Source organism: Clostridium sp. MCC344 (assembly GCF_018785365.1).
In the GTDB taxonomy this organism is placed as follows: Bacteria; Bacillota; Clostridia; order Lachnospirales; family Lachnospiraceae; genus Pilosibacter.
Map to the genome: position 1 here is coordinate 60,214 of NZ_WQPQ01000026.1, position 25,728 is coordinate 85,941.

Consider the following 25,728-nt stretch of genomic DNA (forward strand, 5'->3'; position numbering starts at 1 on the left):
AAGCAGGACCGCCCCACAAATCAACCTGCGGAAGCGATCCTGCTTTCTCTTTCTATTTTCAGAGATCACGCTGCGTCTTCGCAATCCCCTCTTCACTTGTATCTCAATTCGTTCCGGATCAGATTACATCTGGCTCTTCTTGCTGATCATTGCTCTCTTTCTGAGAGTCGGATCGAGGATCTTCTTTCTGATACGAAGGCTTGTCGGTGTGATCTCAAGAAGCTCATCTGTATCGATGAAGTCCAGACACTGCTCCAGACTCATGATCTTCGGCGGAACAAGCTTTAATGCCTCGTCCGCGCTGGAGGAACGTGTATTTGTTAACTTCTTTGTCTTGCAGACGTTGATCTCGATATCCTCTGCCTTCGGGCTCTGTCCGACGACCATACCGGAGTAAACCTTTACACCAGGTCCGATGAACAGAGTACCTCTCTCCTGAGCGTTGAACAGACCGTAAGTGATGGACTCACCAGCCTCGAATGCGATCAGGGAACCCGTCTTTCTGTAGCTTAACTCACCCTTGAACGGAGCGTATCCGTCAAAGCTTGTATTTAAGATACCGTTACCCTTTGTATCTGTCATAAACTCACCGCGGTAACCGATGAGACCTCTGGACGGGATGGAGAACTCAAGTCTTGTGTAGCCGCCGTTTGTCGGGCTCATTCCCTGAAGTTCGCCCTTTCTGCTCGTGAGCTTCTGGATGACAGCTCCGGTAAACTCATCCGGAACATCCACATAAGCAAGCTCCATCGGCTCTAACTTTCTGTTTCTCTCATCGTATTTGTAGATAACCTCTGCCTTGCTGACAGCGAACTCAAAGCCCTCACGGCGCATGTTCTCGATCAGGACGGACAGATGGAGCTCACCACGTCCGGAAACCTTGAAGCAGTCTGCGGACTCTGTCTCCTCGACACGAAGGCTGACGTCTGTGTTTAACTCACGGAACAGACGGTCGCGGAGGTGACGGGAAGTGATGAACTTACCTTCCTGACCTGCGAGCGGGCTGTCGTTTACCATGAAGTTCATGGAGATCGTCGGCTCGGAGATCTTCTGGAACGGGATCGCCTCCGGCTTCTCCGGGGAGCAGAGGGTATCACCGATGTGGATATCCGGGATACCAGAGATCGCAACGATCTCACCGATCGTCGCACTCTGTACTTCAACTCTCTTTAAGCCATCGAATACATAGAGCTTACCGATCTTTACTTTCTTCATCTTGTCCGGATCATGATGGTTTACGATCACGCAGTCCTGATTTAACTTTAAGGAACCGCTGTCGATCTTACCGATACCGATACGGCCAACGAACTCGTTGTAGTCGATCGTGCTGATCAGGACCTGGGTCTCAGCATCCGGATCACCTTCCGGCTCCGGGATATAGTCGATGATGGTCTCGAATAACGGACTCATGTCCACTTCCGGATCATCTAATTCTTTCTTTGCAAAACCTGCACGGGCGGACGCATATACGAACGGGCAGTCGAGCTGCTCATCGGATGCATCGAGGTCCATGAATAACTCCAGTGTCTCATCGATGACTGCCTCCGGTCTTGCCTCCGGGCGGTCGATCTTGTTGATGCAGACGATAACTCTTAAGTCAAGGTCAAGTGCCTTCTGGAGAACGAACTTTGTCTGCGGCATCGGTCCCTCAAATGCATCGACAACGAGAACAACACCGTCTACCATCTTAAGGACACGCTCAACCTCACCGCCGAAGTCCGCATGGCCTGGGGTGTCGATGATGTTGATCTTTACTCCTTTGTAGAACACAGCCGTATTCTTGGAGAGGATAGTGATTCCCCTCTCTCTCTCGATGTCATTGGAGTCCATGACACGCTCTTCTACTTCCTGGTTTGCGCGGAATACGCCGCTCTGCTTTAATAACTGGTCTACCAGGGTCGTTTTACCGTGGTCAACGTGGGCGATGATCGCAATGTTTCTGATATCTTCGCGTTTGATCTTCATAATCAATCCTCTTTCTTCATCTATAACTGTCCGCACACCGATCATTTTCCGACCCGTTTTGCACAGTCATCTTATCTTGTATCTGTTACATTTCCTGATTTTTGCGTTACCGACTCAAAATTATAGCATTCATGAAATCAAAATGCAATACAAAATCATCCAAAATTCGGGGTGAATTCGCCATTCTTTGTGTTTATTTCTGAGCAATTTGCGGTTAGACATCTCTTACTCTCTGGAGAGCGCCTCTGTTTCCGCCTGAGAAAACAGGCTGCTAAAAAGCCGAAGTCTGCCTATGTTCAGACTGTGTGCCTCCTACGGCATGCGAGCGCGAAAGTCTACACCGTACAGATTGCCGCCCTCTATCTTCTCTTCTGCCATTTCCGTGGGAAATCAGCCCTCAGCCTCTTATGTCCTGGTGCTGATGGCTGGTCTAGAAAAGGATCACTTCCTTATTAAGTGTGCCGTACCACACCTCGTCGCCCTTTTCGATCTTCGCGCTGCCGCTCGTTCCTTCCGTGATCTTCTTTTCCAGACCGTCGTAAGCAGCAACCGGGACGAGAACGGAGAATTCCACCTTATCTGTATACACGCTGTCGAGCACCGTCATGTTTTCCTGCCCGAGAATATACTGGATCTTTCCGACTCCCGTGTAATCGGTCACGATTTTCATCTCAAAGGCGCGCTTCTTCTCCACGATCTCGGAGGCCGCAAGTCCTTCCTTCACCGCACCCGAATAAGCCCGTACAAGTCCTCCGGTCCCGAGCAGTGTTCCGCCGAAATACCTGGTCACCACAACGCAGACATTGTGGACATCCTCGCCGAGGAGCACATCGAGCATCGGGCGTCCCGCTGTCTGGGCAGGCTCCCCGTCATCGCTGCACCTGGTCAGTTCGTGGTTCATCCCGATTGTAAACGCCTGGCAGTTGTGGCGGGCATCCCAGTATTTCTTCTTCATCTCCGCGATAAATGCCGTCGCCTCCTCCTCGGACTCCACCGGCTTTAAGTTCGCGATAAAGCGGGATTTCTTCACCTCAGTCTCCGCCGTTCCGCCTTTATACAAAATTTTTACGCTGTCAGCAGCCATATCTTATCTCCTTTTTCAAAAGTCAGCTCAGCCATTCCCTGCTTCCTGTTTTCATTTGCATATGACAGAAAATTTCCGCCGAAATGTACAAATGCAACCAATCCAACGGTGTATTTTTCTATGTTCCCTGTATATAGCTGAGTGTCGTTTCTGAATTCCACATCATGGAAAGTCGCCCATGATATTTATCTTTTTGTCATATTTTTGACGAATCCGACCACAAAATGTAATTTTTCCTTCATATTTCCCCACTTTGCGGTCAAAAATATCATAATACAAACCAAACTTTTCCACAATAACTATTTATAAATGAAAGAAACTTTGCTATAATTAGGGAATGACAAAGGAGGCATCCTGAATGAATTATGGAAAAAACGAGGTGGAAAAGACACTCTGCAAAACAAATTCCAGGGCTCAGAAGATTACCTCACATCTGGTACTTCTTCTCACAAAGATCATCCTGATCCTTGTCCTGTTTGCGGCGGTGCTTGGGATCAGCTTCGGCTACGGGATCTTCAAGGGCGTGATCGATGCGGCCCCGGAGATTGATGTGGCGAGCATCGAACCAAGCGGTTATGCCACCATGGTCTATGACAGTAAGGGAAACCTCACGGAAACGCTCGTAAAATCCGGAGCGAACCGTCTTGAGGCATCCTACGAGGAACTTCCCCAGTGCCTGATCGACGCCTTCGTTGCGATCGAGGATTCCAGGTTCTGGTCCCACAAGGGCGTTGACGTCCGTTCGATGGTCCGTGCGGCCGTCGGGATCATCACCGGCGACTCCAGTGCCGGCGGCGGAAGTACCCTGACCCAGCAGCTCATCAAAAACAATATCTTTGAAGGCGGAAATGAGGACACCTTCGGAGAAAAGCTTGAGCGAAAGATCCAGGAGCAGTATCTGGCGATCCAGTTAGAGAAGATCATGGATAAAAAGATCATCCTCAAAAACTATTTAAACACGATCAACCTTGGAAACAACACCCTGGGCGTAAAGGCGGCGGCTCTCCGCTACTTTGACAAGGACGTCTCGGAGCTCACGCTCTCAGAGGCAACGGTCATCGCCGGTATCACCCAGAACCCGTCGAGATTCAACCCGCTCTCCGAAAACGGAAGAAAGCGCAACGAGGAAAAACGCCGCGTCATCCTCCAGTACATGTACGAGCAGGGAAAGATCACGAAGGACGAACAGGAAGAGGCTCTCGCCGATGACGTTTACTCCCGCATCAAAAACGTGGATATCGTCACAAAGGAGACCCAGACTCCGTACTCCTACTTTACCGACGAGCTGATCGACCAGGTGTTAAAAGCATTGCAGGACAAAAAAGGCTACACGGAGACACAGGCCTACAATCTCCTCTTCTCCGGCGGTCTTGAGATCCACACCACCCAGGATCCTGATATCCAGTCCGTTGTGGATACGGAGATCAGCAATCCTGAAAACTATGACGTGGTCTACTACTCGATCGACTATCGGCTGTCGATCCAGCACGCAGACCAGACAACAACGAACTATTCTGATGAGACTTTAAAGACATATTTCCGCAAGGATCTCGGAGAATCTAACTTTGACGGCCTGTTCACCTCGAAAGAAAAGGCGGATGAGGCGATCGAGAAATACCGGACGGCGATGACAAAGGAAGGCGATACGATTCTCGGTGAATCCGTACACTACGTACTCCAGCCGCAGGCGTCCTTCGTCCTCATTGACCAGTCCAACGGCTATGTAAAAGCCCTGAGCGGCGGCCGCGGGCAGAAAGAAGTCAGCCGTTCCTTAAACCGTGCGACAAACACGCTCCGCCAGCCTGGATCTACTTTCAAGGTCATCACATCCTTCGCTCCGGCGATCGATACATGCGGAGCTACCCTCGGAAGTGTCTATTATGATGCTCCGTACACGATGGGAACAAAGACATTCCGGAACTGGTACAGCAGCAAAGGCTATATGGGCTACAGTACGATCCGTGACGGTATCGTCTACTCCATGAATATCGTTGCCGTGCGCTGTATGATCGAGACTGTGACACCTCAGCTCGGCGTGGAATACGCGAGAAACCTCGGGATCACCTCCCTGACGGACAGCGATTACAACGCCTCTACCGCTCTCGGCGGTATTACAAAAGGTGTTTCCAACCTGGAGCTGACGGACGCGTTCGCTGCGATCGCAAACGGCGGTATCTACACGAAGCCGGTCTTCTTCACCCAGATCCTGGACCACAGCGGAAAAGTTCTTCTGGAGAATGAGCCGGAGACAAAACGTGTTCTCAAGGATTCCACCGCATTCCTTCTCACGGATGCGATGGCACAGTCGATGGAGAGCAGCCGCATGTTCGCCTCCTCCGGAGTCAGCTTAAACTCCACCAGTGCGGTGGCTAATATCCCGGGGATGTCCAATGCCGGTAAATCCGGTACGACAACGAGCAACAACGATATCTGGTTCGTCGGATTTACCCCGTATTACACGGCGGGAATCTGGTCCGGATGTGATGATAACCAGAAGATCTCCGCGATCGGAAGCAGCACTTCCTACCACAAGAAGATCTGGAAAAAGATCATGACAACAATCCACGAAGGACTTGCAGATACCGGTTTCCCGGTTCCGTCTTCCGTCACGACCGCCCAGATCTGCCGGAAATCCGGAAAACTCGCGATCCCAGGCGTCTGCGATCATGACCCGAGAGGAAGCGCCGTCTACACGGAATATTTCGCAAAGGGGACAGTTCCCACCGAGGTCTGCGGTCATCACGTCCAGCTGACCGTCTGCAGTGAATCCGGCGGTCTTGCGACCGAATACTGTCCGGAAAAGACCACGAGAACCTTCATGGTGATCCCGGAAGGTGAGTCCGGCGGAACGGATGATTCAAAGTACCGCTCACCTGGAACCTGCACGATCCACGGATCGTCTTCCGTTGTAGTCCCGAGCGATGAGACGTCTGATGAAAACAGCTCCTCTCAGGCTGAGACCACGCAGGAAACGGTTCCCGAGACCACAAAGGCAGCGCCGAAATCGCCGCTTGACCAGGTATATATCCCGAGAGGTCCCGGATACGAATAAAATCCATAGGAAATACGCCATACAGAAATTCCTGCATGGCGTATTTTTATGAGCATATATCCGGTTTCCCTGTATACAAAAAAGAGTCTGAGACGTTGCATAAAAGTAAGCTCTTTTCCATTAAGAAAAATCCCCCGGCACTTTCCATACCGGGGGATTTTTCTTAATTTACGCGAAGCGTGTTTTCATTTACATCATGGCATTTTCTGTAAATTCTGACTGTGATCCGCTCGCTTTATTCTGCTTTTCTCTTCTTCATCTCTTCGATCATCACCGGAAGAACCTTTGTGACATCTCCGACAATTCCGACATCGGCCACATCAAAGATGGATGCGTCCTCATCTTTATTGATCGCTACGATATATCCGGAACCGATCATACCGGATACGTGCTGGGTCGCACCGGAGATTCCGCATGCGATGTAGAGCTTCGGAGCGACGATCTTGCCGGACTGTCCGACCTGGTGGGCTCTGGATACCCAGCCCTCCTCGATCGCCGGTCTTGTAGCGCCTACAACGCCTCCAAGTACCTCTGCAAGCTGTTCCACAAGAGCAAAATTATCCTTGCTTCCCATTCCTCTTCCGCCGGATACGATGACCTGGGCTTCCTCGAGGTTGACGCTCTCAGCGATCTCCTTTACAGTCTCAACGACCTTTGTGTGGACATCCTCTGCTGTCACATCCTCATCTGCAACCTCTCCGCTCCTGCTCTCATCCAGATTCTTTGCGAAGGATCCGGAACGGACAGTCGCGATATGCGGAAGGTTCTCTCCCATCTTCATGTCGTTTAATACATTTCCGTTGTAGGAAAGTGTTGTGTAAACACCGTCTGCAGTGATCCCTGTCACATCCGTCGCACAGCCGGACTCAAACGCTGCCGCAACTGCCGGAGCGATCATCTTTCCTTCCGGTGTTCCTGCCATGTAGAGAGCCTTCGGCTGATATTTTTCCACAAGCTTTGTAAGGATCTCTGCTTTCTCTGCTGCCTGAAGCTCATTGCTTCCTGCTGTGAGGACTTTTGCCGCTCCTGCTGCGATCACAGGCTTTGTATCGGTATCTTTCCCGAATACGACTGCGAGGACTTCCTCTTCTGCTGCTTTCGCAAGCTCTGCTGCCTTGCTGACTGTCTCGAGTGCAGCTCCGATCGCAGCGCCGTCTGCGCTCTGGACGCAGACCATGATATTCTTTCCATCTGTATATTTCATTTTTTCATTTCCTTCCACGACTAGATTGCTGCAGTTCATGAACATTTCTGCCATGAACTGCATTCAGACCGGCAAATCAGGCAGTCTTAGAGCGCCTTTGCCTCATCCATCATGGCAAGTGCCTGGTGCACTGCCTCCTCCGGATCTTCCACCTTGATCTTTGTTCCTGCAGCTCTCTTTGCCGGCTCATAGACCTTGAGGACCGTTACCTGAGCCTCTGCCTTTTCTGCCGCTGCGAGCTCCTCGATCGGTTTCTTTCTCGCTGCCATCTTGCTCTTGATCGTCGGATAGCGCGGGTCATACTCCGGCTTATTGACGGTCACAACGCACGGAAGAACGGACTCGATCATGCGGTAACCTTCCTCAGTCTCCTGTTTTGCTGTCACTTTGCCCTCGCCGGCTGTGATATCAACGATGTCAGCAGTTACCGGAACGTCAAGCTCCTTTGCGAGGATCGTTCCAACCTGTCCGGATGCAAAGTCTGTAGTCTCCTTGCCGCAGAATACGATGTCAAATTTCTTTCCTGTCTTCTCCTCGATCTCTGCTTTTGCGGCCTGGAGTTCTTTTGCGATGACCTCCGGATCCGCATTCTGATATGCGTCATCTGCTGCCAGATATGCATAGTCAGCGCCGACTGCCAGACAGTTCTTTAAAGAGTTCTTAACGCTCTCATCACCGATAGAAAGAACTGTGACCTCTCCTCCTGCTGCCTCTTTTAAGCGGACTGCCATCTCCAGTGCATATGTATCAAATGCGTTTACGACCGGTGTCACACCGTCGAGCGCCGGTGCGCCTGTCTTCGGATCCAGAGCGATCTCTACGGAATCGTCCGGAACCTGTTTTACACAAACTAAAATTTCCATGTTATCCTCCAAACTTATTCGCAGCTGTTCAGTCCCCTCACAGGTATTACGGTCAGCGCAGCAAGTGCGCAGACCTGCTGAACAGTTCCCTTATTTCATTATTTATTTCCCGATCACATTATTTGCAACAACGATCCTCTGTACCTCGTTGGTGCCCTCAAAGATCTGGAAGATCTTCGCATCTCTTAAGAGCTTCTCGACCGGGTATTCTCTGCTGTAGCCGTAACCGCCGAACATCTGGATCGCCTCGGAAGCAACTTCCATCGCAATGTCGGATGCGTAGCATTTCGCGATCGCGGATTCCTTGCTGTACGGAAGTCCCATATCCATCTTTGTCAGGGCATGTGCGACCATCTGACGGGCAGTCTCGGTCTTGATCTCCATATCGGCTACCTTAAACTGTAATGCCTGGTTCTTGATGATCGGTTTGCCGAACTGGATCCTCTCTTTGCCGTATGCGACAGCCTCATTGATGCCTCTCTGTGCAATACCGGTCGCCACGCAGCCCATCCATGCACGCGCCTGGTCGAGCGTCTTCATTGCGATGCCAAAGCCCTTTCCTTCCTCACCGATGAGGTTCGCTGCCGGGATCCTGCAGTCTTCCAGAACAACATCGCAGGTGTTGGAAGTACGGATTCCCATCTTGTTCTCCTCATGGCCGGTGGAGAGACCCGGAGTCCCTGCATCGATCAGGAACATGGAGATTCCCTTTACGCCTTTGGACTTATCTGTCATCGCCGTTACACAGTAGAAGGAAGCGACGCCGCCGTTTGTGATGAAGCACTTTCTTCCGTTTAATACATACTCATCGCCGTCTTTGACTGCGGTCGTCTTGCCTGCACTGGCATCGGAACCTGCACCCGGCTCTGTTAAGCAGAATGCACCGAAACCGCCGTCGAGAACGAGGTCGCAGACATGCTGTTTCTGCTCTTCATTTCCTGCGATCAGAACCGGCTTCATTCCAAGGCCGCTCGCAGAGATCGTGGTCGCAAATCCGGCATCTGCGATCGCCATCTGCTCGATGAGTGCTGCTACATCCACACGGGAAAGTCCCGGTCCGCCGTACTCTTCCGGAACCTCGAGAGCCTGATATCCCTGCTCGATCGCTTTCTCATAAATTGCCTTCGGCCATTCGCCGGAAACATCGTATTCTTTGCACTGTTCAACAACTTCTTTGTCACAGAAATTTTTTACATCCTGCAGGAGATCCTGCGCTTCTTCAGAAATTAAATATGCCATAATCGATTTCCTTTCGTGTCTCTTTTTGTTTGACCGGTGCGTGGGAGCACACCGGCCGGCAGTTATTTGACAAATATGGTGTACGGCGGCTGCCAAATGGGGAGGAAAGCGGCTGCCGCCGGGGGAATCATAAACGGATCGTTATGCCTCTTCCTTCGGGTCATAACAGATCTTGCCCGGATTTAAGATCATCTTCGGGTCGAAGGTCTCCTTGATACCGCGCATCAGGCGCATGTTGACCGGACCGGCAAACTCTGCGAGGTAGCCTTTCTTTCCGAAGCCGATCCCGTGCTCACCGGAGATCAGGCCGCCGAGTTCTGCTGCCTTCTTGTAGATGTCTGCCATAAACTCGGAAACTTCTTTCTTGAAGGTCTCCTCATCCAGATCGTTCGCGCAGGTGTAGATATGTAAGTTGCCGTCTCCTGCATGTCCGAAGCTCTTGACTGCGAAATCATATTTCTCGGAAACACCTTTGACATATGTCAGATATTTTGCGATCTGGTTGACCGGAACAACAACGTCGCACTCGTCGAGGAGTTTTGTCTCCGCCTCGATCGCCTCGAGGAAGGAGCTTCTCGCTGCCCATGCATCTTTCTTCTTTGCAGGTGTGTCCGCAACGAGAACATCGACTGCTCCCGCGTCAAGAACAATTTCAGCAACCTGCTCGGTGAGCTCTTCCAGCTGGTCCATGCTGTCACCATCGAATGTCACAAGAAGGTAAGCACCGATGTCAACACCTTCGACCTGCTTCGGGAATACGCTCTTTCCGAGATAACGCTCGGAAGCGAGGACGATCTCTTTCTCCATGAACTCCACTGCCTGCGGCTGGAAATGATTCATGAAGAACTTCGGAACGGTCGCGATACAGTCTTCCAGGTTCTCATACGGGATGATCAGGCTGATCGTCTCCTTCGGAGCCGGGATGAGTTTTAAGGTGAGCTCGGTGATGATGCCGAGTGTTCCCTCAGAACCGATCATCAGGTTCAGCAGGCTGTAGCCGGTACTTGTCTTGGAGACCGTCGCGCCCATTTTTACGATCTCACCTGTCGGAAGGACAACCGTCATCGCGCGCACGTAATCTCTTGTGCATCCATATTTTACTGCGCGCATGCCGCCTGCATTTGTGGAAACATTGCCGCCGAGTGTTGCGAATTTTTCACCCGGATCCGGCGGATATAAGAGTCCCTGTTTCTGTGCGTCTTCCGCGAGGTCGTTTAACAGAACGCCCGGCTCTACGCGGACAACAAAGTTTTCAAGGTCATATCCGAGGATCTTGTTCATCTTGGTCATGTCGATCATGACGCCGCCATCAACAGCAACCGCCGCTCCGGTAAGACCGGTTCCTGCTCCTCTCGGGATCACCGGGATGGAGTTCTCATAACAGACTTTCACGATCGCTGCAATGTCCTCTGTGGTTGTCGCCTCGATCACAACCTCCGGGATTCCCTTTCCGTAGATCGGCATCTCATCATGAAAATAGTCGCTGTTGATCTCCTCACCTGCGTATACTTTTCCCGGAACGATCGCTTTGAACTGTTCCAGGATCTCAGGCGTCACCTGATTGTACTTCTTTGCTTCCATGTTTGTTTCTCCTCTTCTCATATCCTAAATTTTCAGTCATTCCGTATTGCTGTCTTTCTATTTTTTCGTGTTTCTCACGATCACGGATACCCCGTCCGGGATCACGGTGATCCCCGCATCCGTTTTGCCAAGGTACGCATCCGCCATCCGGATCGCTTTCTCCACACTTTCCGCGTAATCCATCTGCATATCCCGCACCATGGATTCCGGTGCACCGGTCACCATGATCACCTTGTGTTTTAAAAGGATCCTGCACAGGATCTGTGCTTCCCACTGATCCGGGATCGTCTTCTCCATCGGTGTGTCGAGAAACTGCTTCATAATCTCATTTTTGTCTCTTCCGCCTGCAAAGGTGTCATAGAGAGACTGACCGCCGTGACCCTGTCCGCACTCTGCGACCATGATGATCACTCCGCCCGGATTGCAGGTGGCCTCCGCAGCCGTCATTCCCTTTACCGACTGGTAAATGTTCTGGTCGAGCGGGTAACCTCCGTTTGTGGAGATCACGATGTCTGCCGGGATCGCGTCAACTCCGGAAAGTTTATCGACGAAGCGGCATCCTTCTCTGTGTGCCTGATCGAAGTCCCCGGCATACGCCCGGATGACTTTCTTGTTCTCATCGAGGACCACATTGACGATGAAGGCAAGCTTCAGGGTCTTTGCCGCAAATACCATATCTTTGTGGATCGGATTTCCATCAAGGATTCCCGTTCTTGCATTCGGACTATCGATAAATTTGGAGCAGTGGTTTGCCATGACCGTCTCCGCACTGGAAACTCCCGGAAGAATGCTCTTTCGCCCTCCGGAAAATCCGGCAAAGAAATGCGGTTCGATAAAGCCCTCCGAGATCAGAAGATCCGCCTCCGCAGCGATCCGGTTGACCTTTAAGATCCCGCCGGACGGGAGAACTCCCATCTCCTTCATCTCCTCTTTGTTGTGGCTTTTATGTACCACAAAGCGGATATCGTCGCGGTCCAGATATTCCTCACCGAACTTATCTGCCAGCTCCTCTCTCGTGGTCTCCCTGTGGAAACCTGTCGCGATCAGAACTGTTAATTTCGCATTCGGATTGCCTTCCTTGATCTCCTTTAACATTTCCGGAAAAATCACTTTGCTCGGGACCGGTCTCGTGTGGTCACTTGCGATCAGGACGATGTTGTCTTTTCCCTTCGCAAGTTCTCTCAGACGAGGTGATCCGATCGGGTGCTCCATCGCATCCCTCACGATCTCGCGCTCCTGTTTCTCTGCATGGTATCCATGCGCTCCGGAAACCAGGATCCCCCGCAGCCGCTCGTCCGGAATACAGACCGTCTTGTTCTCTCTTCCGTACGGAAGTGTGATGTTTGCCATATTCCCCTCCAGTCTGACATGAAATGTCGTTTCCTGTCTTTCCTGTCCTTTTCCTGCTATCTTTTTGATCATATCGATCATCGTTTTTTATTGGTAGTACCAATCATATTGCTTTTAAAACAATGTGAACATTTGTTTTTACTATGCGCACATTGTTGTTTCTTTGCCTCTTATTGGTAGAACCAATTAGTCTTAAAAAATAACTGCTCTCATAAGCAGTGTATTTTTTCTGATACAAGGATAGCGCTGTCTTGTATTTTTGTCAAGACATTTTGTTTTTCTTTGCATGAATTTCGCACAGATTGTCTGATTTTTGTCAATCTCAGGAAGTCTGCTCCTCTTTTCTTTCTCCGTGCTCTGCAGGCCGGATCTCTTTCCAGTTCCTCTGAATCGTTTACGATTCCTGATTCCGGTTCTCTCCTGCTCCTTACATATACTGATAAATATAATGAAAATGGAGTTTCAGTCCCTCTCGTGCCTTCTCGATATTTCCTTCCGCAAAACCTTCCGCCAGCGTCCGGTGCGCACGGCTCAAAAACTGTTCGCTGTGCATTCCTTCGATAATCTTTCCGCGCATCTTCGGGATATACTCATCCATGATCTTATTGAGTGCTTTATAGTTCGCGATCATGCAGAGATTCCCGCCCGCCTCGATCAGAAGATAGTGGATCGCCTTGTCCCAGCGGACACGCTCCTCCTCCGTCTCAGCATTCTCCAGGTTTTCCAGATATGTCATCATTTTTTCGCGCTGCTCCGCGGTTGCCTGACGGACCCCGCTCTCAAGCGCTCCCCATTCCAGGGTGGACCGGAATTCCGTGATCTTATCCACATCGATCTTTTTTAAGATGAACATGAATGAGAGCATCTCCGCGAGGATCTCATCAAAATTTCCGGAGACATAATTCCCGGCTCCCTGCTGGCTCTCCAGGACTCCCATGTTCTCCAGGATCCGGAGTCCTTCTCTTGCAGAGTTGCGGCTGATCTCCAGTTTCTGGGCGAGCTCCCGCTCCGGAAGAAGTTTTTCTCCCGCCTGGATCTCTCCGCTTCCGATCCCTTTCTTTACATATTCAATGACTTTTTCATAGGATTTCTCCATCGTTTCTGATCCTTTCCCCAAATCATTTCCTGTCCGGAACCGTCATGCCTTTCACGCTCCGCATTCCGAATCGGCAAAATCCGCGACCCCATTGGTATCATACGGAATTTTTCCTATTCAGGACAGAAAAAAGGAATGTGCCATGGCACATTCGTATGTCCTTCGCAGCCGCCGGCAGCTCCTTTCGGATACATGATAATTGAAAGCTGCAGCCGGTATCATGTACCGGCTGTAGTCTTTCACGCCTTTCCGTTATTACGCTTCCATTGCTTTTTTGATCGCATCAAATAATTCATCATATGTCTCATATGCCGCAAGCTCCGGGTGATCCTTTTTGATCTGCTCCGTGCTGCGGAATAAGAATCCCGCCTTGCTCGCCTCGATCATTCCGAGGTCATTGTAGCTGTCGCCGCTCGCGATCGTCTCAAATCCGATCGACTGGAGCGCCTTTACCGTCGTATACTTCGACTTCTCGATCCGCATTTTAAACCCTGTGATCGTTCCGTCCGGGGCAACCTCCAGAGAGTTGCAGAAGATCGTCGGCCAGCCGAGTTTTTTCATCAGCGGCTTTGCAAACTGCGTGAAGGTGTCACTGATGATGATAACCTGTCCCATCTCACGAAGCTTGTCCAAAAACTCTTTCGCGCCCGGGAGCGGGTCGATCTTTGCGATCGTCTCCTGGATCTCCTTCAGACCAAGACCGTGTTCCTTTAAAATTCCAAGTCTCCAGTTCATCAATTTATCATAATCCGGCTCATCTCTCGTCGTTTTCTTAAGCTCCGGGATCCCGCTCTCCTCCGCGAATGCGATCCAGATCTCCGGCACGAGAACTCCTTCCAGGTCAAGACACACGATATCCATAATCAGTTCCTCCTCATTGATCGTACTTCTATGTCGCAATGCAGATATTATACCATCATCCACTGTAAAAATCCAGAACTGCTTTCTGATCGTGTCCACAGAATTTCACCCGGAATTTCATTGTGCACCGAATTTTTCTCCTGCATGTACCCGAAGGCACCACACTCAAACTCACTGCCTATTCCTGTCCCTGCAAACCGGCGACTGTTTTCAGATATTCATACATCACCCGCGCCCCGTCACAGATACTTGAAATTTCTGTGTGCTCGGATGGGTTATGGGAAATTCCGCCACGACACGGGATGAATACCATGCCGGTGTCGCAGATATCCGCAAAAGACATGGAATCATGGCCGGCACCGCTCGGCATTCTCCGGCTCGAGATCCCGAGCTTCTTTGCCGCCTGTTCCAGGCCGTCTTCCACCTCGGAGCTCATCCTGATCGGCGGGATGCTGTTGATCTTTTCCGCCACATACTCAACGCCGCGCTTTTTGCAGCTTTCCCGCACAGCGGCCTTGAAATTCCGTTCCATGCAGTTTAAGCTGTCCTGATCGATCCCGCGCATGTCCACGCCGATCTCTACACGTCCCGGGATCACATTTAAAACGTTCGGATAATTCTGGATCACGCCGACGGTCGCAACGGACTGGTACGCAGATTCCTGCTTTCCGATCTTTTCTAACTCCAGGATAATCTCCGCCGCCGCACACAGCGCGTCACTCCTCATGTCCATCGGCGTCGCTCCGGAATGTTCCGCCATTCCTCTCAAATACACCCGGTACCGGATCGGTCCCGCGACCGTGCCGACGATCCCGACCTCCGTCTGATATTCCTCGAGGACCTTTCCCTGCTCGATATGGAGTTCCAGATAACGCCCCACACCGGAGATCTGTTTCGGATGAAGGTTCAGACCGCGGCTGGCAAAGATCTGCTCCAGAGTCTCCCCGTTTTTCGCAGTCAGATGTCCGATATCCTGCTTGTAGACTTCCTTCGTGATCAGTCCGCTTCCGATCGTACAGCAGCCGAAATTGCTCGACTCCTCACAGCGGAATGCACCGACCCGCAGCGGGATCCGGAGACCGTCCTCCTTCGCCCACTTCATCACCATAAGTCCCGCGATCACACCCGCGACGCCGTCATAGCGGCCGCCGTCGATCACGGAATCGAGATGCGAACCGATCAGCGTATACCCCATCTCATCCGTATTGGCCACATAGGTATTTCCGACCTCATCCGTATGGATCGATCCGCCGAGTTCCCTGCCGAGTCCTTTGAAGACCTCATGCATCGCGTCCTCCGTCTCCGTATAGCCAAGTCTTGTCACACCTCCCTGAGGCGTGCTCCCGATCTCATAAAAACTCTGAAACAGTCTTTCACAGTACTGAATATCCTTGGGTTTATGCTTCATATGCGCTTCCTCCTGCGTATGCTCATGTTTATCGTAACTGTCCGCCTGTTCTCCTTCAGGAAACAGATTTCCAGTGTGCTTTTTCTGATAATATCATTATAAACGCAAAATACTCAGAATCATATGTGTATTACGACAAAAAAAGAGGATTGTTTTTGGCGTTACAGACAAACAACGCCTTCCACCCGGATCATGGTTTTCCGTTTTTCATTTTCAGGGAATCGAAGTCATGTAAACCAAGAAAGAACCCTGCATTCTATACTGCTATACCCCCGCTCCCAGCTTCCACGCCAGTACCGCCATATAGATCATAAAATTGTCCTCCGGTTTCTTAAGATCCAGCCCCGTGAGCGCCTGGATCCGCCCCAGGCGGTATTTCACGGTATTCTTATGTGCATGGAGAAGTTCCGCTGCCTGATCGAGGTTTCCGGAACAGCTAAAATAAGTTGCAAGTGTATCGAGGAACTCCTGACTCTCCACAGGTTTTAAGATTTCTTCAAATGTTTTTCCCTTTCCGGACTCAAAAAACTCCTGAAGCGCACAGAATGCCCGGACTTTTTCATACTGACAGACACTCGTCTCCGGCCAGAGCTTTCTCTGGACCCGGATCGCCTGAAACGCATCGCTGTATGTATCCCGGATCCCGGTAAGACCTCTCCGGACTGATCCGGCCGCACAGACGAGCCGGTCCGCCCCGGCATCCCAGAGTTCCCGGATCTTCTCCTCCGTAAACAGATCCGCAAGGACCATCCTGACCTTGTCCTCCGTCTCTCCCTCTGCCAGGAGAAGATATCCCTTCTTTAACGGGATCCGGATACACTCCGTGATCTCCGCTCTCTCCCTAAAGAGTCCAAGAACCGCTCTGGCAAGAAAACGGATCCCCTTCCAATCCTGCTCGTCCGGCACGACCATCTTCCTAAAATTGATCACGACCGCCGCAAACCAGTCATGCTCCACATCCATCCCAAAAAGTCTCCCGCGCTCCGCCATCAGGACCCTGTCACTGTAATTCTCGTATAGAATATCCTTCACATACTTCTCCAGGATCGCCGAATTTCCTTCCTCCTCAAAGATCAGGTTCATCACGTTCACGATAATATCAATATAAGGAAGAGCTTCCGGCAACTCCAGGATCGGCAGCCCCACTTCATCCGCCTCTTCCCGCACACGATCTGAGATACACGCCACATACGGCCCCGTCTTCACCGCGATACAACAGCAAATGTCCGCGACCTCCCGGATCAGCGCACACTGCTCCTCCTCACTCTTCCTCACAGAATAAAAACTCGTGATCAGAAAATCATTCCCCTTCAACCACTGCCTGATCTCCGGAACCTCCATCACCGTCACATGCTCCACTTTCCCAGAAAGCCCCGCTTCCCCTGCAAGGACACGCACTCCCCGCATGACCGGAAGCTTCAAAACATCACTCACCTTCGCCATAAACGATCCTGTCTCCTCCTGTCAGTCATCCCACACCATATCCATACGATAGACTCCCCACATACAGCATCCCCTCCATGAGCCATCCATCTTCCTCCGCTCCGGCAACACTGACCAGTGTTCTCATAATGTATGATTATAACGTGTATTCGCAAAAGATTCCATGTATTTTTACATGCCGCCATCACTCTTTATCCCCTGGAGAAGAAACATCCTTTACTGTGCAAAATCATCTATCATACCTCCTCATCTCCCCACATTCCAAACATCCGCGCCTTTTTGCCCTTCCAGGGCAAAAACAGCCCACCCATGCCAATACACAGCGGCGGGGAGACTCCGGGCACGGACCGCCTGATTCCGGAATCCACCAAGCGTCCGCGCCCGGAGTCTCCCCGCCGCGTACCCCCCTATTCCTTCATCCCCGGCCGAAACACGATCGCCCCCAGATACCCAAACACCAGCGCCCCGCTGATCCCGACCGCACTCGCCGTAAATCCTCCCTTAAAGACTCCCAGCACACCATCCTCGCTCATCGCCTTCACAACGCCTTTCCACAGCGTATTCCCAAACCCTAAAAGCGGAACCGTCGCTCCGGCCCCCGCCCACTCTGCAAACGGCTCATAAACGCCAAGGAATCCCAGAACACTCCCGCTGACCACCAGCAACACCATGATTCTCCCCGGCATCATCTTTGTCTTTTCCATCAGGATCTGCACCAGCATGCAGATCAATCCACCGACCACAAACGCTTTTATATATTCCATAGTGGCACCTTCTCCTGATATAATTCTCTAATATAAAAATCTCCAGCAGTTATTTTCAACCTCATAGCTACTACTGCGCGCAGTGAACACTACCTTCAGCCGCACAGCCACCGGCACAAGCTACGACACCTCCAGCACCACCGCATGCGCGATCCCCGGCACACTCTTCCCCTCATTAAAACTCACCGTCGAAAGCAGCGCTCCCGTAGGCAGAAACAGCACCCGCTTCCACTCCCCGCTCCGGATCTTCGGCAGAATATATCCGCACAATACCGCAGCCGAACACCCGCAGCCGCTTCCTCCGGCGTGGGTATCCTGCTCCTCCGGTGAAAACATCTCAATCCCGCAGTCCATATATCGGCTCTCGATCCGGTATCCCGCCTGCATGAGATAATCGAGAAGAAGTCTCCTTCCGACAGTCCCGAGATCACCGGTGATGATCTGATCATAATGCGTCTCATCCACCCCGAGATCCCGGAAATTCCTGACGATCGTATCGAGCGCCGCCATCGCCATCGCCGCGCCCATGTTCATGGAATCATGAAAATCCATGTCCACGATCTTTCCGGTCGTCACCGCCGTGATCTTCGCAAGCGGCGGCTCCTCTCCCCGATAACTCCCGGAAGATAGGATCACCGCACCGCAGCCTGTCACCGTCCATGTCGCCGAATACGGCCGCTGATTCCCATACTCCAACGGAAACCGGAACTGCTTTTCCGCCGAGGCAAAATGGCTGGACGCGCTCACGAGCACATGGTCTGCGAATCCGCCCTCCACGCACATGGCACCCAGCCCCAGTCCTTCTCCCATCGTGGAACAGGCCCCGTAAAGTCCGAACATCGGGATCTCCAGATTCACATTCCCGAACGACGTCGCAATGAGCTGAGCCAGAAGATCGCCCGCAAACGAGTACCGGATCTCCTCCCTGGAAAGCCCGCTCTTTTCGATCACAAGCCCCGCAGTCCTGCTCTGAAGCTCGCTCTCCGCCTCCTCCCACGTTTTCTTCCCCAGCATGGGATCCAGCTCCACCCGGTCAAAACATGTCCCCAACGGCCCGTCCCCCTCCTTCTTTCCCACGGTTGAAGCTGCGGCGGTAATCACTGGCGGAGTTTCAAATACAATGCTCGCCCGACCCCGCTGTTTTTTTCCTTCTCCTGTTTTTCCTTTCATTTCATTCCTGCTCCTGTCTTTTATTTCTCAGCGGATATTTGCAATCCGCTTTCGCTGCCTGCTCATAGCCAAACAACCGTTCCGCAACTTCTCCCATATGATCTGCTGCTCCGGTTTTCCCGTTGCCATTCATGGTCAAGAAGTTTCCGTACACTGTGACAGCATGCAAATGTTTGATACCGATATCTTCCCCAAAATGAAAAAAAAGATGCGGAAATCCAGCACTCTCTGAATTTCAGCATCTTTTTCATTTCCATATTTTATTTCCATATCTGCGTTTCGCGCGTTACGATCAGCCCTCAAACGGCTTTACATCTTTGACTGCTTCCTTCGGAATGATCTCATGGTCCTCATCATCGATATCGATGAGTTTATACTTGTCGTTGCCCATGTGGAGTTCCTTCATATAGGAAAGCTGGCGAAGACCATGGCGGGTCTCCATGCGCTCTACGAGATCTTTATGCTGATCTTCCTTTAATGCGTACACAAGGTCCACGGAAGCCTGATCCGCGGCAAGGATATCGCGGGACGCAACAATTCCGATGTTCGGTGTTACGACCGGAGCAGCCGCACATCCTTCACAGTCACAGGATACGGACATGTTGCGGAGAACATTCACGAATGTGATGTGTTCACCGAAATGGTCCACAACTGATTTCGTGGATTCCGCGATGCGCTCCATAAGCTCTTCCATGCTGATGCTCCACATATTGTCGGAACCCTCTACTGTATGGATCATTCCCTTTCCGATCCGTCCGTCCGCACAGCCGATCCCGATATTCTTATTGGAACCGCCGAAACCGCCCATCGTGTGACCTTTAAAGTGAGTCAGGACAACCAGGGAATCATAATCTGCAAGATCTTTTCCCACAGACATCTCGGTAAACCATTTTCCGCCCTTTACCGGGAACATCGTCGTTCCGTTCTCATCCAGGATATCCACCGGGCAGAATGTCCAGCCATTGACCTTTAAAGTCTCTCTGTGCTGTTCTGTCGTATAGCGGTCTCCCTCATAATATGTATTCGTCTCCACGATCGCTGCATCCGGAAGATCCTTCTCGACCAGTTCCTTCACCCATGTATGCGGGATGATATTCGGACCGTTCTTCTCGCCTGTGTGGAGCTTGATCCCGATCTTTCCCTCGATCTTCTCATTGACGCGCTCGTAGATCTTTCTCAGACCTTCCGGGGAGAGATCTCTTGTAAAGTATACAACAGACTCCTCCCCCGTTCTCTCTTCATATGGAATATAATGTTCTCCGCCGGTTCCCGGTAAAATTTTCTGTGCCACAATGTCCTCCTTTTTGTGATAAAAAGTTTGCGGCTGTTCTTTTACACAGCCGCATAAGTTCATTTTCTGATATGATTATAAAACTTAAACTTAGGTTTAAGTCAAGGACTTTTTAGCTAAAATATTGTAAAATACAAAAGCATACGAAGAGACCGTTCGACTGTATAAGATCCGAATTTTCCTAGAATCTCCAGAAAAATTTCACCATTCCGAGTACCCAGCTCGCAAAGACCCCATAGAGGATCACCGGTCCGGCGATCGTAAAGATCTTGCAGCCGATCCCGAAGACATGGCCCTCCGCCTTATATTCGATTGCCGGCGAAACCACCGAATTTGCAAAACCGGTGATCGGAACGAGCGCTCCGGCACCGCCGAATTTTACGATTTTCTGGTATATATGGGTTCCCGTGAGGATCACGCTGAGTCCGATGAGACTTAAGGTTGTCCATGATGCAGCGCTCTCTTTTTCGATACCGAAAGACATATAGACAGAAGTCAGAATCTGCCCCAGCATGCAGATCAGTCCGCCGACCAGGAATGCGCGCCAGAGATTTTTCCAGGTGTTGTGGACCGGCGTCACCTGCTTTACATAGTTTCCGTATTCTTTTTTGTCGATCTCCATAAGTTTCACCTCATAATTTTCAACTCAGACACACATACACTCCGGCGCAGAATTTCAACCGGCACAGACTGACAGGCACTTTGCAGGATTTCTCTGCAGCCATGGGCTTTTTGCTGCCCGAAAGCAGCTTTTCATTATCCGAAATCTCTTATAAAATACACTGCTGCCCCAAACGCTTTCCCCGCTGCCACAGCCAGGATCACATACTGAAGTCCCACCGCAAGCCGGATCCGTCTGTTTAAAACAGGGAGCGCCTTTAACGTCTCCGCAAGTGACATCACGAGACAACCGACAAAGATCCCCACAGACATGCCGCATATTACAAGCACGATTCTCCCAGGAAACGGAAACGGTACACGGTAGAGATCCGCCAGATTTCCCCATACTCCCCCGAGGATCAGCAGTGTCTCATAGAGCAGCACATGTTCTGCCGTGTGCGTCACACCGATGAGCCGCGGAAAAACACCGATGATCGCAAGAAAGGCAAAGATTCCGGCCGCGATGACAGCACCCGCTCCGAGACCCGCAAACGCCAGGAGTCCAAGTCTAAGATACATCGATCCCCGACTCCTTTCTCCCGCCGTTTTTGATCAGCGTCTTATTCAGGTTTTCCTCGTACAGGCGCATCTCCACCTCGATCGGAGTCGGATCCACCGTGATCTTCCAGGATGCAAAATGATTGAAAAACAGCAGGATTCCCACTGCAAGTCCTACGGAGTAAGATGCCTCGAGGATCGTCGGCCCGTCCGCCCGTGTCCCAATGACCATCTCGTAGAGCTTCGCGAATACATCCGTCACATTGGCGTCATTGTTGAAGGTCATGATCGCAAATGCTGCCCCGAAAAAAGCCACCGCAGAGACAAGTCCCGTCTTCATCCACTCCCAGAGGCGGCTTTTCCTCCTTTTCGCCCGGTATGTGACAACAAAATCTGTTTCTCCGAGATTGTCCACCTGGATATTCTGCCCGGCCTTCTCGATCTTTTCCACAAGATCCATGACGTTTCCGACATAGGCCGCCTCCTTTCCCTCTCCGGAAAATGAGGTGACCTTCACGGCTTTCGCCTTCGCCTCCGCAGCCCTGTCGCTGCTGTGGACATCTGCGATCATCCCCAGATACACTTCTGTCTCGTAAACCTCTTTCACCTGAGGGATTTTTAAGTAGACAGTCGTACTGCTCATGCCTTCCACGGCTTTCTTTCCACGTCCTCAAGTGTCTTTAAGATCCCTGTGACACTCCCTTTCCGGACTGGAGCTTCCGCCCCCGGAACCATCACAAACGTCCCGGACTGCTCCGCATGTTTCGCCGGAACCGCCACAAGAAAATACCAGAACACAAATACCAGAACCGCCAGCGCCAGCACCGCAAAAATAATCTCCACATAGTCTTTCAACGGTTTCATTTCACATTCCACCTTTTCATCCAAACTTTTCTGTCAGGAGAAGGATGCGCAGGATGGAATGGTTTTATGCAAGGTTTTATTTGCGGCCTGATTTTTTTCTGTCTTAACCTAAGTTTTTGTATCTCATTTTCCAGCACATATTTATAAATCTGTCGTTCTTGTTCACTATCCGGCATTTTATCGGCACTATTCGGCACTTTTTTGGGGGGTATCGAGATCACTCCCCCATCATCCTCTCCCGCATCTCCCGCAGGATCTTCTTCTCCAGCCGTGACACCTGAACCTGTGAAATTCCAAGTCGGGATGCGATTGCAGTCTGGGTCTGGTTTTCAAAATAGCGCAGCTTTATGAGCTGCTGTTCCCGCTCCCCGAGGTCAGAGAGAAGCTCTGACAAAACGATCCTGTCCAGGACGCGGTCGTTCTCCGATGTCTTTTCCGCGATCTTATCGGCCAGACAGCCGCCGGTCCCGTCCCCGGGATCAAACGGTTCATAGATGGAGCCGACTCTCGCCCCGGCTTCCATGGATGCCGCCACCTCCTCACGGCTCGCCCCCACGGACTTTGCAAGTTCCTCCACGGTCGGCTCCCGCCCGAGATCCGCTTCCAGCTTCTCTCTCGCCGCTCCGACCTTCCCGGCAAGCTCCTTTAACGGCCTGCTGACCTTGATCATGCCGTCGTCGCGGAGAAACCGGCGGATCTCCCCGAGGATCATCGGCACCGCATACGTTGAAAACCGGACGCCAAGCTCTGTGTCAAACCGGTCAATGGCCTTCATGAGCCCGATATTTCCGATCTGGAACAGATCTTCCACTTCCGTTCCACGGCCCGCAAACCTCTTTACAATACTCCAGACAAGTCCTGCATTCTCCATAACGAGCCGGTCTCTCGCCTCTTTATCCCCTGCGTGTGAACATTTTAAAAGTTCCGCAGTGTCCGCCATCTCGTCACCTGCCGATCTTCTTTTTCATCGTGACGGAGGTTCCCTTTCCCGGCGCGGAGACGACCTCCACCTGGTCCATAAACGCCTCCATGAAGGAAAATCCCATGCCGGACCGACCGTCCTCCGGGCATGTCGTGAACATCGGCTCCATCGCCTGCTCCACATCCGCGATCCCGACGCCCTCGTCCCGGACTGTCACGGAAAACAGCCGCTCTTTCTCCCATGCTGTCGCAGCGAGAGTTATTTTCCCTTTCCCGCCCCGGTATCCGTGGATCACCGCATTCGTTACCGCCTCCGAGACTGCCGTTTTGATGTCATCCAGCTCTTCCAGGGTCGGATCCAGGCGGCTCGCAAAGACAGCCGCGACAACTCTCGCAAACTCCTCATTCTCGGACCGGCTCTCCATCACGAGTTCCATCGTCTCACACGCCGCCGTCTCCTCGCCTTTCCCATTCTGCACATTCTTCACCGTCGTCTCCATCCCTATACCTCCCTGCTGTAGATCGCTTCTTCCTTTGACTCATACTGGTGCATCAGTCCTAGGATCCCCGCAACCTTCAGAACGCGCATGACCTGCGGGCAGGCGCCGTAAAAGCTTGTGTGCCCCGCCTTCATCTGCTTGTAGCGGTTTAAGAGGACTCCGATGCCGGAGCTGTCCATAAACCGCGTCCGCGTAAAATCAAAGATGATCCTGGAGACATAATTTTCCGCCATCAGAAGATCTGTCTCATAACGCAGATTCCTGCAGTTATGGTGGTCAAACTCCTTCGGCAGATGAATGATGAGTGTCGGACCTTTCGCCTCGTATACAAATGAATCTTCCATATGTTCTTCCTCTCCTTTTCTATAATCTGATTATTTCCGGCCAAACAAAAAGAGACCTCACAGCTTTTCTTCTGTAAAGTCTCTTGATCATTTTTATTTGATTTCTAGTATCCCCGCTCCGTCTTCGCCTTCTCCGCAAACTCCGAATCCGCAAAGTTCATGATGACCTGTCCGAACATCTGGTTCGCATTGTCGGTGTCGCCCTTTGACTTGTACACCATGCCCATGTCGTAGATGACTTCCGGGTTCTTGTCGTCGATCTCCATGTATTTTTCATAATAGTGGAGCGCTGTGTCATAGTCACCGGCAGCTGTGGACTGAGCAGCCGCCGCCATAAGGACCGCCGGGGCATTTGTGTCCATGTCCGCTTTGATCTCATTTAAGATCGCCACAGAACTGTCATCCGTGATCTTCGACTGATCCATGTCCACATAGCTTAAAACCGCCGTGTTCATGTCCCCTTTTCGGTACGCATCGAGGATCTTTGCGAGTGTCGCATACTGGTTTACCGTGCTTCCTGAATCCCCCTTCAGGTCATTTAACTGACCTTCCGCGTCCTCCTTCTGCTTCTGGTAATCCTCAACCTGGAGCTTTAACTTGTCCGTCTCCTGGTTTGCGAGATTCAGCTTATCCGTGTAGGACTGCATCTCCTGATTATGTTCATAATTGAGCGCCCGCTCTCTCGCCGGCATGATGAGGAATACGACCATGACCGCGCCCAGGACAAGACCGATACCGATATTGATGATCGACTGCCAGCCCGTATTCTCCTTATAAGTCGGCGGCAGGATCACATCATCATCCTGCATTTCCCGGTGGGAGAACGCATTTTTCAGCTTTCTCTTTTCCACCTCCGCCTTTCCGGTATGCTCTTTTACATACTCCATGTACCGGGTGGCCTTCTCGTTGTTGTTGTCGATCTGGAGCACCTTGACCAGGGACTTTCCCGCCTTCACATAATCGCCGTGCTCCATGTAGAGGAGCGCGAGGAGCAGATGCGCCTTCACGAAATTCGGCTTCTCGCCGACGATCCTCTTTAACTGCAGAACTGCGAGATCATCGCTGTCATTCTGCGCATAAAACAGTGCCTGGTTGAATTTCTTCACCATCTGGCTCGCGATCTCCAGCTGTCCCGGCTTTCTCTGCACCTCGTCAAGGTAATGGTCCGCGCGGTTGTTGTCCGGCTGGAGATTGATGCTGATGACCCACTGGATCAGCGCATCCGACGTCTCCCCCATCTCGTAAAAGATGAGTCCCAGAAGGTTTCTGGCATCCGTGTGGTATTTATTAAACTGCAGGGCGCGCTTTAAAAATCTCGCCGCCCCTGAAAGGTTTCTCTCCTTTGCCATTTCCAGACCACGGTTATAATAGCTGTTCGCCGCGTACTGGATCTTCTGCATTTCATCCATATATTACTTTTCCTTCTTGATATCCTTCATGATGTCCATCATGATGTCAGCCATATCTGTGAGGTCACTCTTTACGATCGCATCGCTGACCGCCTCGACCTCCAGACTCGGTTTAAAACGCTCGATCTCTTCTTCAAAATTGATCATATCTGTCTCTCCTT

26 protein-coding genes are annotated in these 25,728 nt (G+C 51.4%); 1 reads left to right on the forward strand and 25 read right to left on the reverse strand.

Annotated features, from left to right (window positions below):
* Positions 1–123: 123 nt before the first annotated feature.
* From typA to GPK90_RS09215, 3 genes are all read right to left on the reverse strand, one after another.
* A complete protein-coding gene (gene typA, locus GPK90_RS09205; protein ID WP_118531696.1) occupies positions 124–1,965 on the reverse strand; it encodes a translational GTPase TypA in 1,842 nt (613 codons plus the stop codon).
* Positions 1,966–2,395: 430 nt separating this feature from the next.
* A complete protein-coding gene (locus GPK90_RS09210; protein ID WP_118296801.1) occupies positions 2,396–3,049 on the reverse strand; it encodes a YigZ family protein in 654 nt (217 codons plus the stop codon).
* Complete coding sequence (locus tag GPK90_RS09215; protein WP_215702813.1) at positions 3,031–3,210, reverse strand: hypothetical protein; 180 nt, start codon at positions 3,208–3,210, stop codon at positions 3,031–3,033. Before GPK90_RS09215 ends, GPK90_RS09210 begins: the two co-directional genes overlap by 19 nt.
* 197 nt (positions 3,211–3,407) lie before the next feature.
* On the opposite strand from GPK90_RS09215, the gene GPK90_RS09220 reads away from it, so the two are divergent.
* Positions 3,408–6,101, forward strand: coding sequence for a transglycosylase domain-containing protein (locus tag GPK90_RS09220; RefSeq protein WP_215702814.1), 2,694 nt, complete (start codon positions 3,408–3,410; stop codon positions 6,099–6,101).
* 235 nt (positions 6,102–6,336) lie between these two features.
* Here the strand turns inward: GPK90_RS09220 and GPK90_RS09225 are convergent, their stop codons facing one another.
* The 22 genes from GPK90_RS09225 to GPK90_RS09325 all read right to left on the reverse strand — a co-directional run bounded on the left by GPK90_RS09225 (position 6,337) and on the right by GPK90_RS09325 (position 25,714).
* Complete coding sequence (locus GPK90_RS09225) at positions 6,337–7,305, reverse strand: electron transfer flavoprotein subunit alpha/FixB family protein (RefSeq protein WP_215702815.1); 969 nt, start codon at positions 7,303–7,305, stop codon at positions 6,337–6,339.
* An 86-nt stretch (positions 7,306–7,391) separates the two neighbouring features.
* Complete coding sequence (locus GPK90_RS09230) at positions 7,392–8,168, reverse strand: electron transfer flavoprotein subunit beta/FixA family protein (protein WP_118531704.1); 777 nt, start codon at positions 8,166–8,168, stop codon at positions 7,392–7,394.
* 102 nt (positions 8,169–8,270) lie between these two features.
* A complete protein-coding gene (locus GPK90_RS09235; protein WP_118296809.1) occupies positions 8,271–9,407 on the reverse strand; it encodes an acyl-CoA dehydrogenase family protein in 1,137 nt (378 codons plus the stop codon).
* Positions 9,408–9,548: 141 nt separating this feature from the next.
* Positions 9,549–10,988 (reverse strand): FAD-binding oxidoreductase, encoded by a 1,440-nt coding sequence (locus tag GPK90_RS09240; RefSeq protein ID WP_118531706.1) that lies wholly within the window; start codon positions 10,986–10,988, stop codon positions 9,549–9,551.
* Between the two features lie 57 nt (positions 10,989–11,045).
* Entirely contained in the window at positions 11,046–12,338 is a 1,293-nt protein-coding gene (gene larA / locus GPK90_RS09245) for a nickel-dependent lactate racemase (RefSeq protein ID WP_118531912.1), read from the reverse strand.
* Positions 12,339–12,765: 427 nt separating this feature from the next.
* Entirely contained in the window at positions 12,766–13,434 is a 669-nt protein-coding gene (locus GPK90_RS09250; RefSeq protein WP_118531914.1) for a FadR/GntR family transcriptional regulator, read from the reverse strand.
* A gap of 255 nt (positions 13,435–13,689) precedes the next feature.
* Positions 13,690–14,295, reverse strand: a complete 606-nt coding sequence (thrH, locus tag GPK90_RS09255) for a bifunctional phosphoserine phosphatase/homoserine phosphotransferase ThrH (protein ID WP_118513444.1) — start codon at positions 14,293–14,295, stop codon at positions 13,690–13,692.
* 178 nt (positions 14,296–14,473) lie between these two features.
* Positions 14,474–15,703: a hydantoinase/carbamoylase family amidase gene (locus GPK90_RS09260; protein ID WP_215702816.1), complete on the reverse strand. Its 1,230-nt coding sequence runs from the start codon at positions 15,701–15,703 to the stop codon at positions 14,474–14,476.
* A 264-nt stretch (positions 15,704–15,967) separates the two neighbouring features.
* Positions 15,968–17,146, reverse strand: coding sequence for a PucR family transcriptional regulator ligand-binding domain-containing protein (locus tag GPK90_RS09265; RefSeq protein ID WP_215702817.1), 1,179 nt, complete (start codon positions 17,144–17,146; stop codon positions 15,968–15,970).
* Positions 17,147–17,553: 407 nt separating this feature from the next.
* The gene (locus GPK90_RS09270) at positions 17,554–17,910 is read right to left on the reverse strand and encodes a SpoVA/SpoVAEb family sporulation membrane protein (RefSeq protein WP_118320933.1); all 357 of its coding nucleotides are present in this window, start codon (positions 17,908–17,910) and stop codon (positions 17,554–17,556) included.
* A 120-nt stretch (positions 17,911–18,030) separates the two neighbouring features.
* The gene (locus tag GPK90_RS09275) at positions 18,031–19,080 is read right to left on the reverse strand and encodes a stage V sporulation protein AD (protein WP_118531712.1); all 1,050 of its coding nucleotides are present in this window, start codon (positions 19,078–19,080) and stop codon (positions 18,031–18,033) included.
* Between the two features lies 1 nt (position 19,081).
* Positions 19,082–19,213, reverse strand: a complete 132-nt coding sequence (locus tag GPK90_RS19400) for a hypothetical protein (RefSeq protein ID WP_275950579.1) — start codon at positions 19,211–19,213, stop codon at positions 19,082–19,084.
* A gap of 159 nt (positions 19,214–19,372) precedes the next feature.
* The gene (locus tag GPK90_RS09280; RefSeq protein WP_243022297.1) at positions 19,373–20,371 is read right to left on the reverse strand and encodes a DUF362 domain-containing protein; all 999 of its coding nucleotides are present in this window, start codon (positions 20,369–20,371) and stop codon (positions 19,373–19,375) included.
* Between the two features lie 181 nt (positions 20,372–20,552).
* A complete protein-coding gene (gene spoVAC / locus GPK90_RS09285) occupies positions 20,553–20,993 on the reverse strand; it encodes a stage V sporulation protein AC (RefSeq protein WP_118531716.1) in 441 nt (146 codons plus the stop codon).
* Between the two features lie 134 nt (positions 20,994–21,127).
* Positions 21,128–21,550: a stage V sporulation protein AB gene (locus GPK90_RS09290; RefSeq protein WP_118296825.1), complete on the reverse strand. Its 423-nt coding sequence runs from the start codon at positions 21,548–21,550 to the stop codon at positions 21,128–21,130.
* Positions 21,540–22,172 carry a stage V sporulation protein AA gene (locus GPK90_RS09295; protein ID WP_118296827.1) on the reverse strand — a complete coding sequence of 211 codons (633 nt, stop codon included), beginning with the start codon at positions 22,170–22,172 and terminating at the stop codon, positions 21,540–21,542. The genes GPK90_RS09290 and GPK90_RS09295 overlap by 11 nt, the downstream gene beginning before the upstream one ends.
* Positions 22,169–22,393: a hypothetical protein gene (locus GPK90_RS09300; protein WP_118531721.1), complete on the reverse strand. Its 225-nt coding sequence runs from the start codon at positions 22,391–22,393 to the stop codon at positions 22,169–22,171. Before GPK90_RS09300 ends, GPK90_RS09295 begins: the two co-directional genes overlap by 4 nt.
* A gap of 217 nt (positions 22,394–22,610) precedes the next feature.
* Positions 22,611–23,333, reverse strand: coding sequence for a SigB/SigF/SigG family RNA polymerase sigma factor (locus GPK90_RS09305; protein WP_215702818.1), 723 nt, complete (start codon positions 23,331–23,333; stop codon positions 22,611–22,613).
* 4 nt (positions 23,334–23,337) lie between these two features.
* The gene (spoIIAB, locus tag GPK90_RS09310; RefSeq protein ID WP_118297118.1) at positions 23,338–23,751 is read right to left on the reverse strand and encodes an anti-sigma F factor; all 414 of its coding nucleotides are present in this window, start codon (positions 23,749–23,751) and stop codon (positions 23,338–23,340) included.
* Positions 23,752–23,816: 65 nt separating this feature from the next.
* A complete protein-coding gene (locus GPK90_RS09315; protein ID WP_015554814.1) occupies positions 23,817–24,158 on the reverse strand; it encodes an anti-sigma factor antagonist in 342 nt (113 codons plus the stop codon).
* A 104-nt stretch (positions 24,159–24,262) separates the two neighbouring features.
* Complete coding sequence (locus GPK90_RS09320; protein ID WP_215702819.1) at positions 24,263–25,567, reverse strand: tetratricopeptide repeat protein; 1,305 nt, start codon at positions 25,565–25,567, stop codon at positions 24,263–24,265.
* A gap of 3 nt (positions 25,568–25,570) precedes the next feature.
* Entirely contained in the window at positions 25,571–25,714 is a 144-nt protein-coding gene (locus GPK90_RS09325) for a hypothetical protein (RefSeq protein WP_015554816.1), read from the reverse strand.
* Positions 25,715–25,728 lie beyond the last annotated feature (14 nt).

Bases quoted from the DNA above. Each gene is read 5' to 3' on its own strand.
- GPK90_RS09225 (WP_215702815.1), bottom strand. From the start codon at position 7,305: ATGAAATATACAGATGGAAAGAATATCATGGTCTGCGTCCAGAGCGCA.
- GPK90_RS19400 (WP_275950579.1), bottom strand. From the start codon at position 19,213: ATGAATGGCAACGGGAAAACCGGAGCAGCAGATCATATGGGAGAAGTT.
- GPK90_RS09300 (WP_118531721.1), bottom strand. From the start codon at position 22,393: ATGAAACCGTTGAAAGACTATGTGGAGATTATTTTTGCGGTGCTGGCG.
- GPK90_RS09295 (WP_118296827.1), bottom strand. From the start codon at position 22,172: ATGAGCAGTACGACTGTCTACTTAAAAATCCCTCAGGTGAAAGAGGTT.
- GPK90_RS09260 (WP_215702816.1), bottom strand. From the start codon at position 15,703: ATGAAGCATAAACCCAAGGATATTCAGTACTGTGAAAGACTGTTTCAG.
- spoVAC (WP_118531716.1), bottom strand. From the start codon at position 20,993: ATGGAGATCGACAAAAAAGAATACGGAAACTATGTAAAGCAGGTGACG.
- GPK90_RS09325 (WP_015554816.1), bottom strand. From the start codon at position 25,714: ATGATCAATTTTGAAGAAGAGATCGAGCGTTTTAAACCGAGTCTGGAG.
- GPK90_RS09250 (WP_118531914.1), bottom strand. From the start codon at position 13,434: ATGGAGAAATCCTATGAAAAAGTCATTGAATATGTAAAGAAAGGGATC.
- thrH (WP_118513444.1), bottom strand. From the start codon at position 14,295: ATGGATATCGTGTGTCTTGACCTGGAAGGAGTTCTCGTGCCGGAGATC.
- GPK90_RS09290 (WP_118296825.1), bottom strand. From the start codon at position 21,550: ATGTATCTTAGACTTGGACTCCTGGCGTTTGCGGGTCTCGGAGCGGGT.
- spoIIAB (WP_118297118.1), bottom strand. From the start codon at position 23,751: ATGGAACTCGTGATGGAGAGCCGGTCCGAGAATGAGGAGTTTGCGAGA.
- GPK90_RS09315 (WP_015554814.1), bottom strand. From the start codon at position 24,158: ATGGAAGATTCATTTGTATACGAGGCGAAAGGTCCGACACTCATCATT.
- GPK90_RS09230 (WP_118531704.1), bottom strand. From the start codon at position 8,168: ATGGAAATTTTAGTTTGTGTAAAACAGGTTCCGGACGATTCCGTAGAG.
- GPK90_RS09235 (WP_118296809.1), bottom strand. From the start codon at position 9,407: ATGGCATATTTAATTTCTGAAGAAGCGCAGGATCTCCTGCAGGATGTA.
- GPK90_RS09275 (WP_118531712.1), bottom strand. From the start codon at position 19,080: ATGAAAGGAAAAACAGGAGAAGGAAAAAAACAGCGGGGTCGGGCGAGC.
- GPK90_RS09305 (WP_215702818.1), bottom strand. From the start codon at position 23,333: ATGGCGGACACTGCGGAACTTTTAAAATGTTCACACGCAGGGGATAAA.
- GPK90_RS09265 (WP_215702817.1), bottom strand. From the start codon at position 17,146: ATGGCGAAGGTGAGTGATGTTTTGAAGCTTCCGGTCATGCGGGGAGTG.
- GPK90_RS09220 (WP_215702814.1), top strand. From the start codon at position 3,408: ATGAATTATGGAAAAAACGAGGTGGAAAAGACACTCTGCAAAACAAAT.
- typA (WP_118531696.1), bottom strand. From the start codon at position 1,965: ATGAAGATCAAACGCGAAGATATCAGAAACATTGCGATCATCGCCCAC.
- GPK90_RS09320 (WP_215702819.1), bottom strand. From the start codon at position 25,567: ATGGATGAAATGCAGAAGATCCAGTACGCGGCGAACAGCTATTATAAC.
- larA (WP_118531912.1), bottom strand. From the start codon at position 12,338: ATGGCAAACATCACACTTCCGTACGGAAGAGAGAACAAGACGGTCTGT.
- GPK90_RS09210 (WP_118296801.1), bottom strand. From the start codon at position 3,049: ATGGCTGCTGACAGCGTAAAAATTTTGTATAAAGGCGGAACGGCGGAG.
- GPK90_RS09270 (WP_118320933.1), bottom strand. From the start codon at position 17,910: ATGGAATATATAAAAGCGTTTGTGGTCGGTGGATTGATCTGCATGCTG.
- GPK90_RS09240 (WP_118531706.1), bottom strand. From the start codon at position 10,988: ATGGAAGCAAAGAAGTACAATCAGGTGACGCCTGAGATCCTGGAACAG.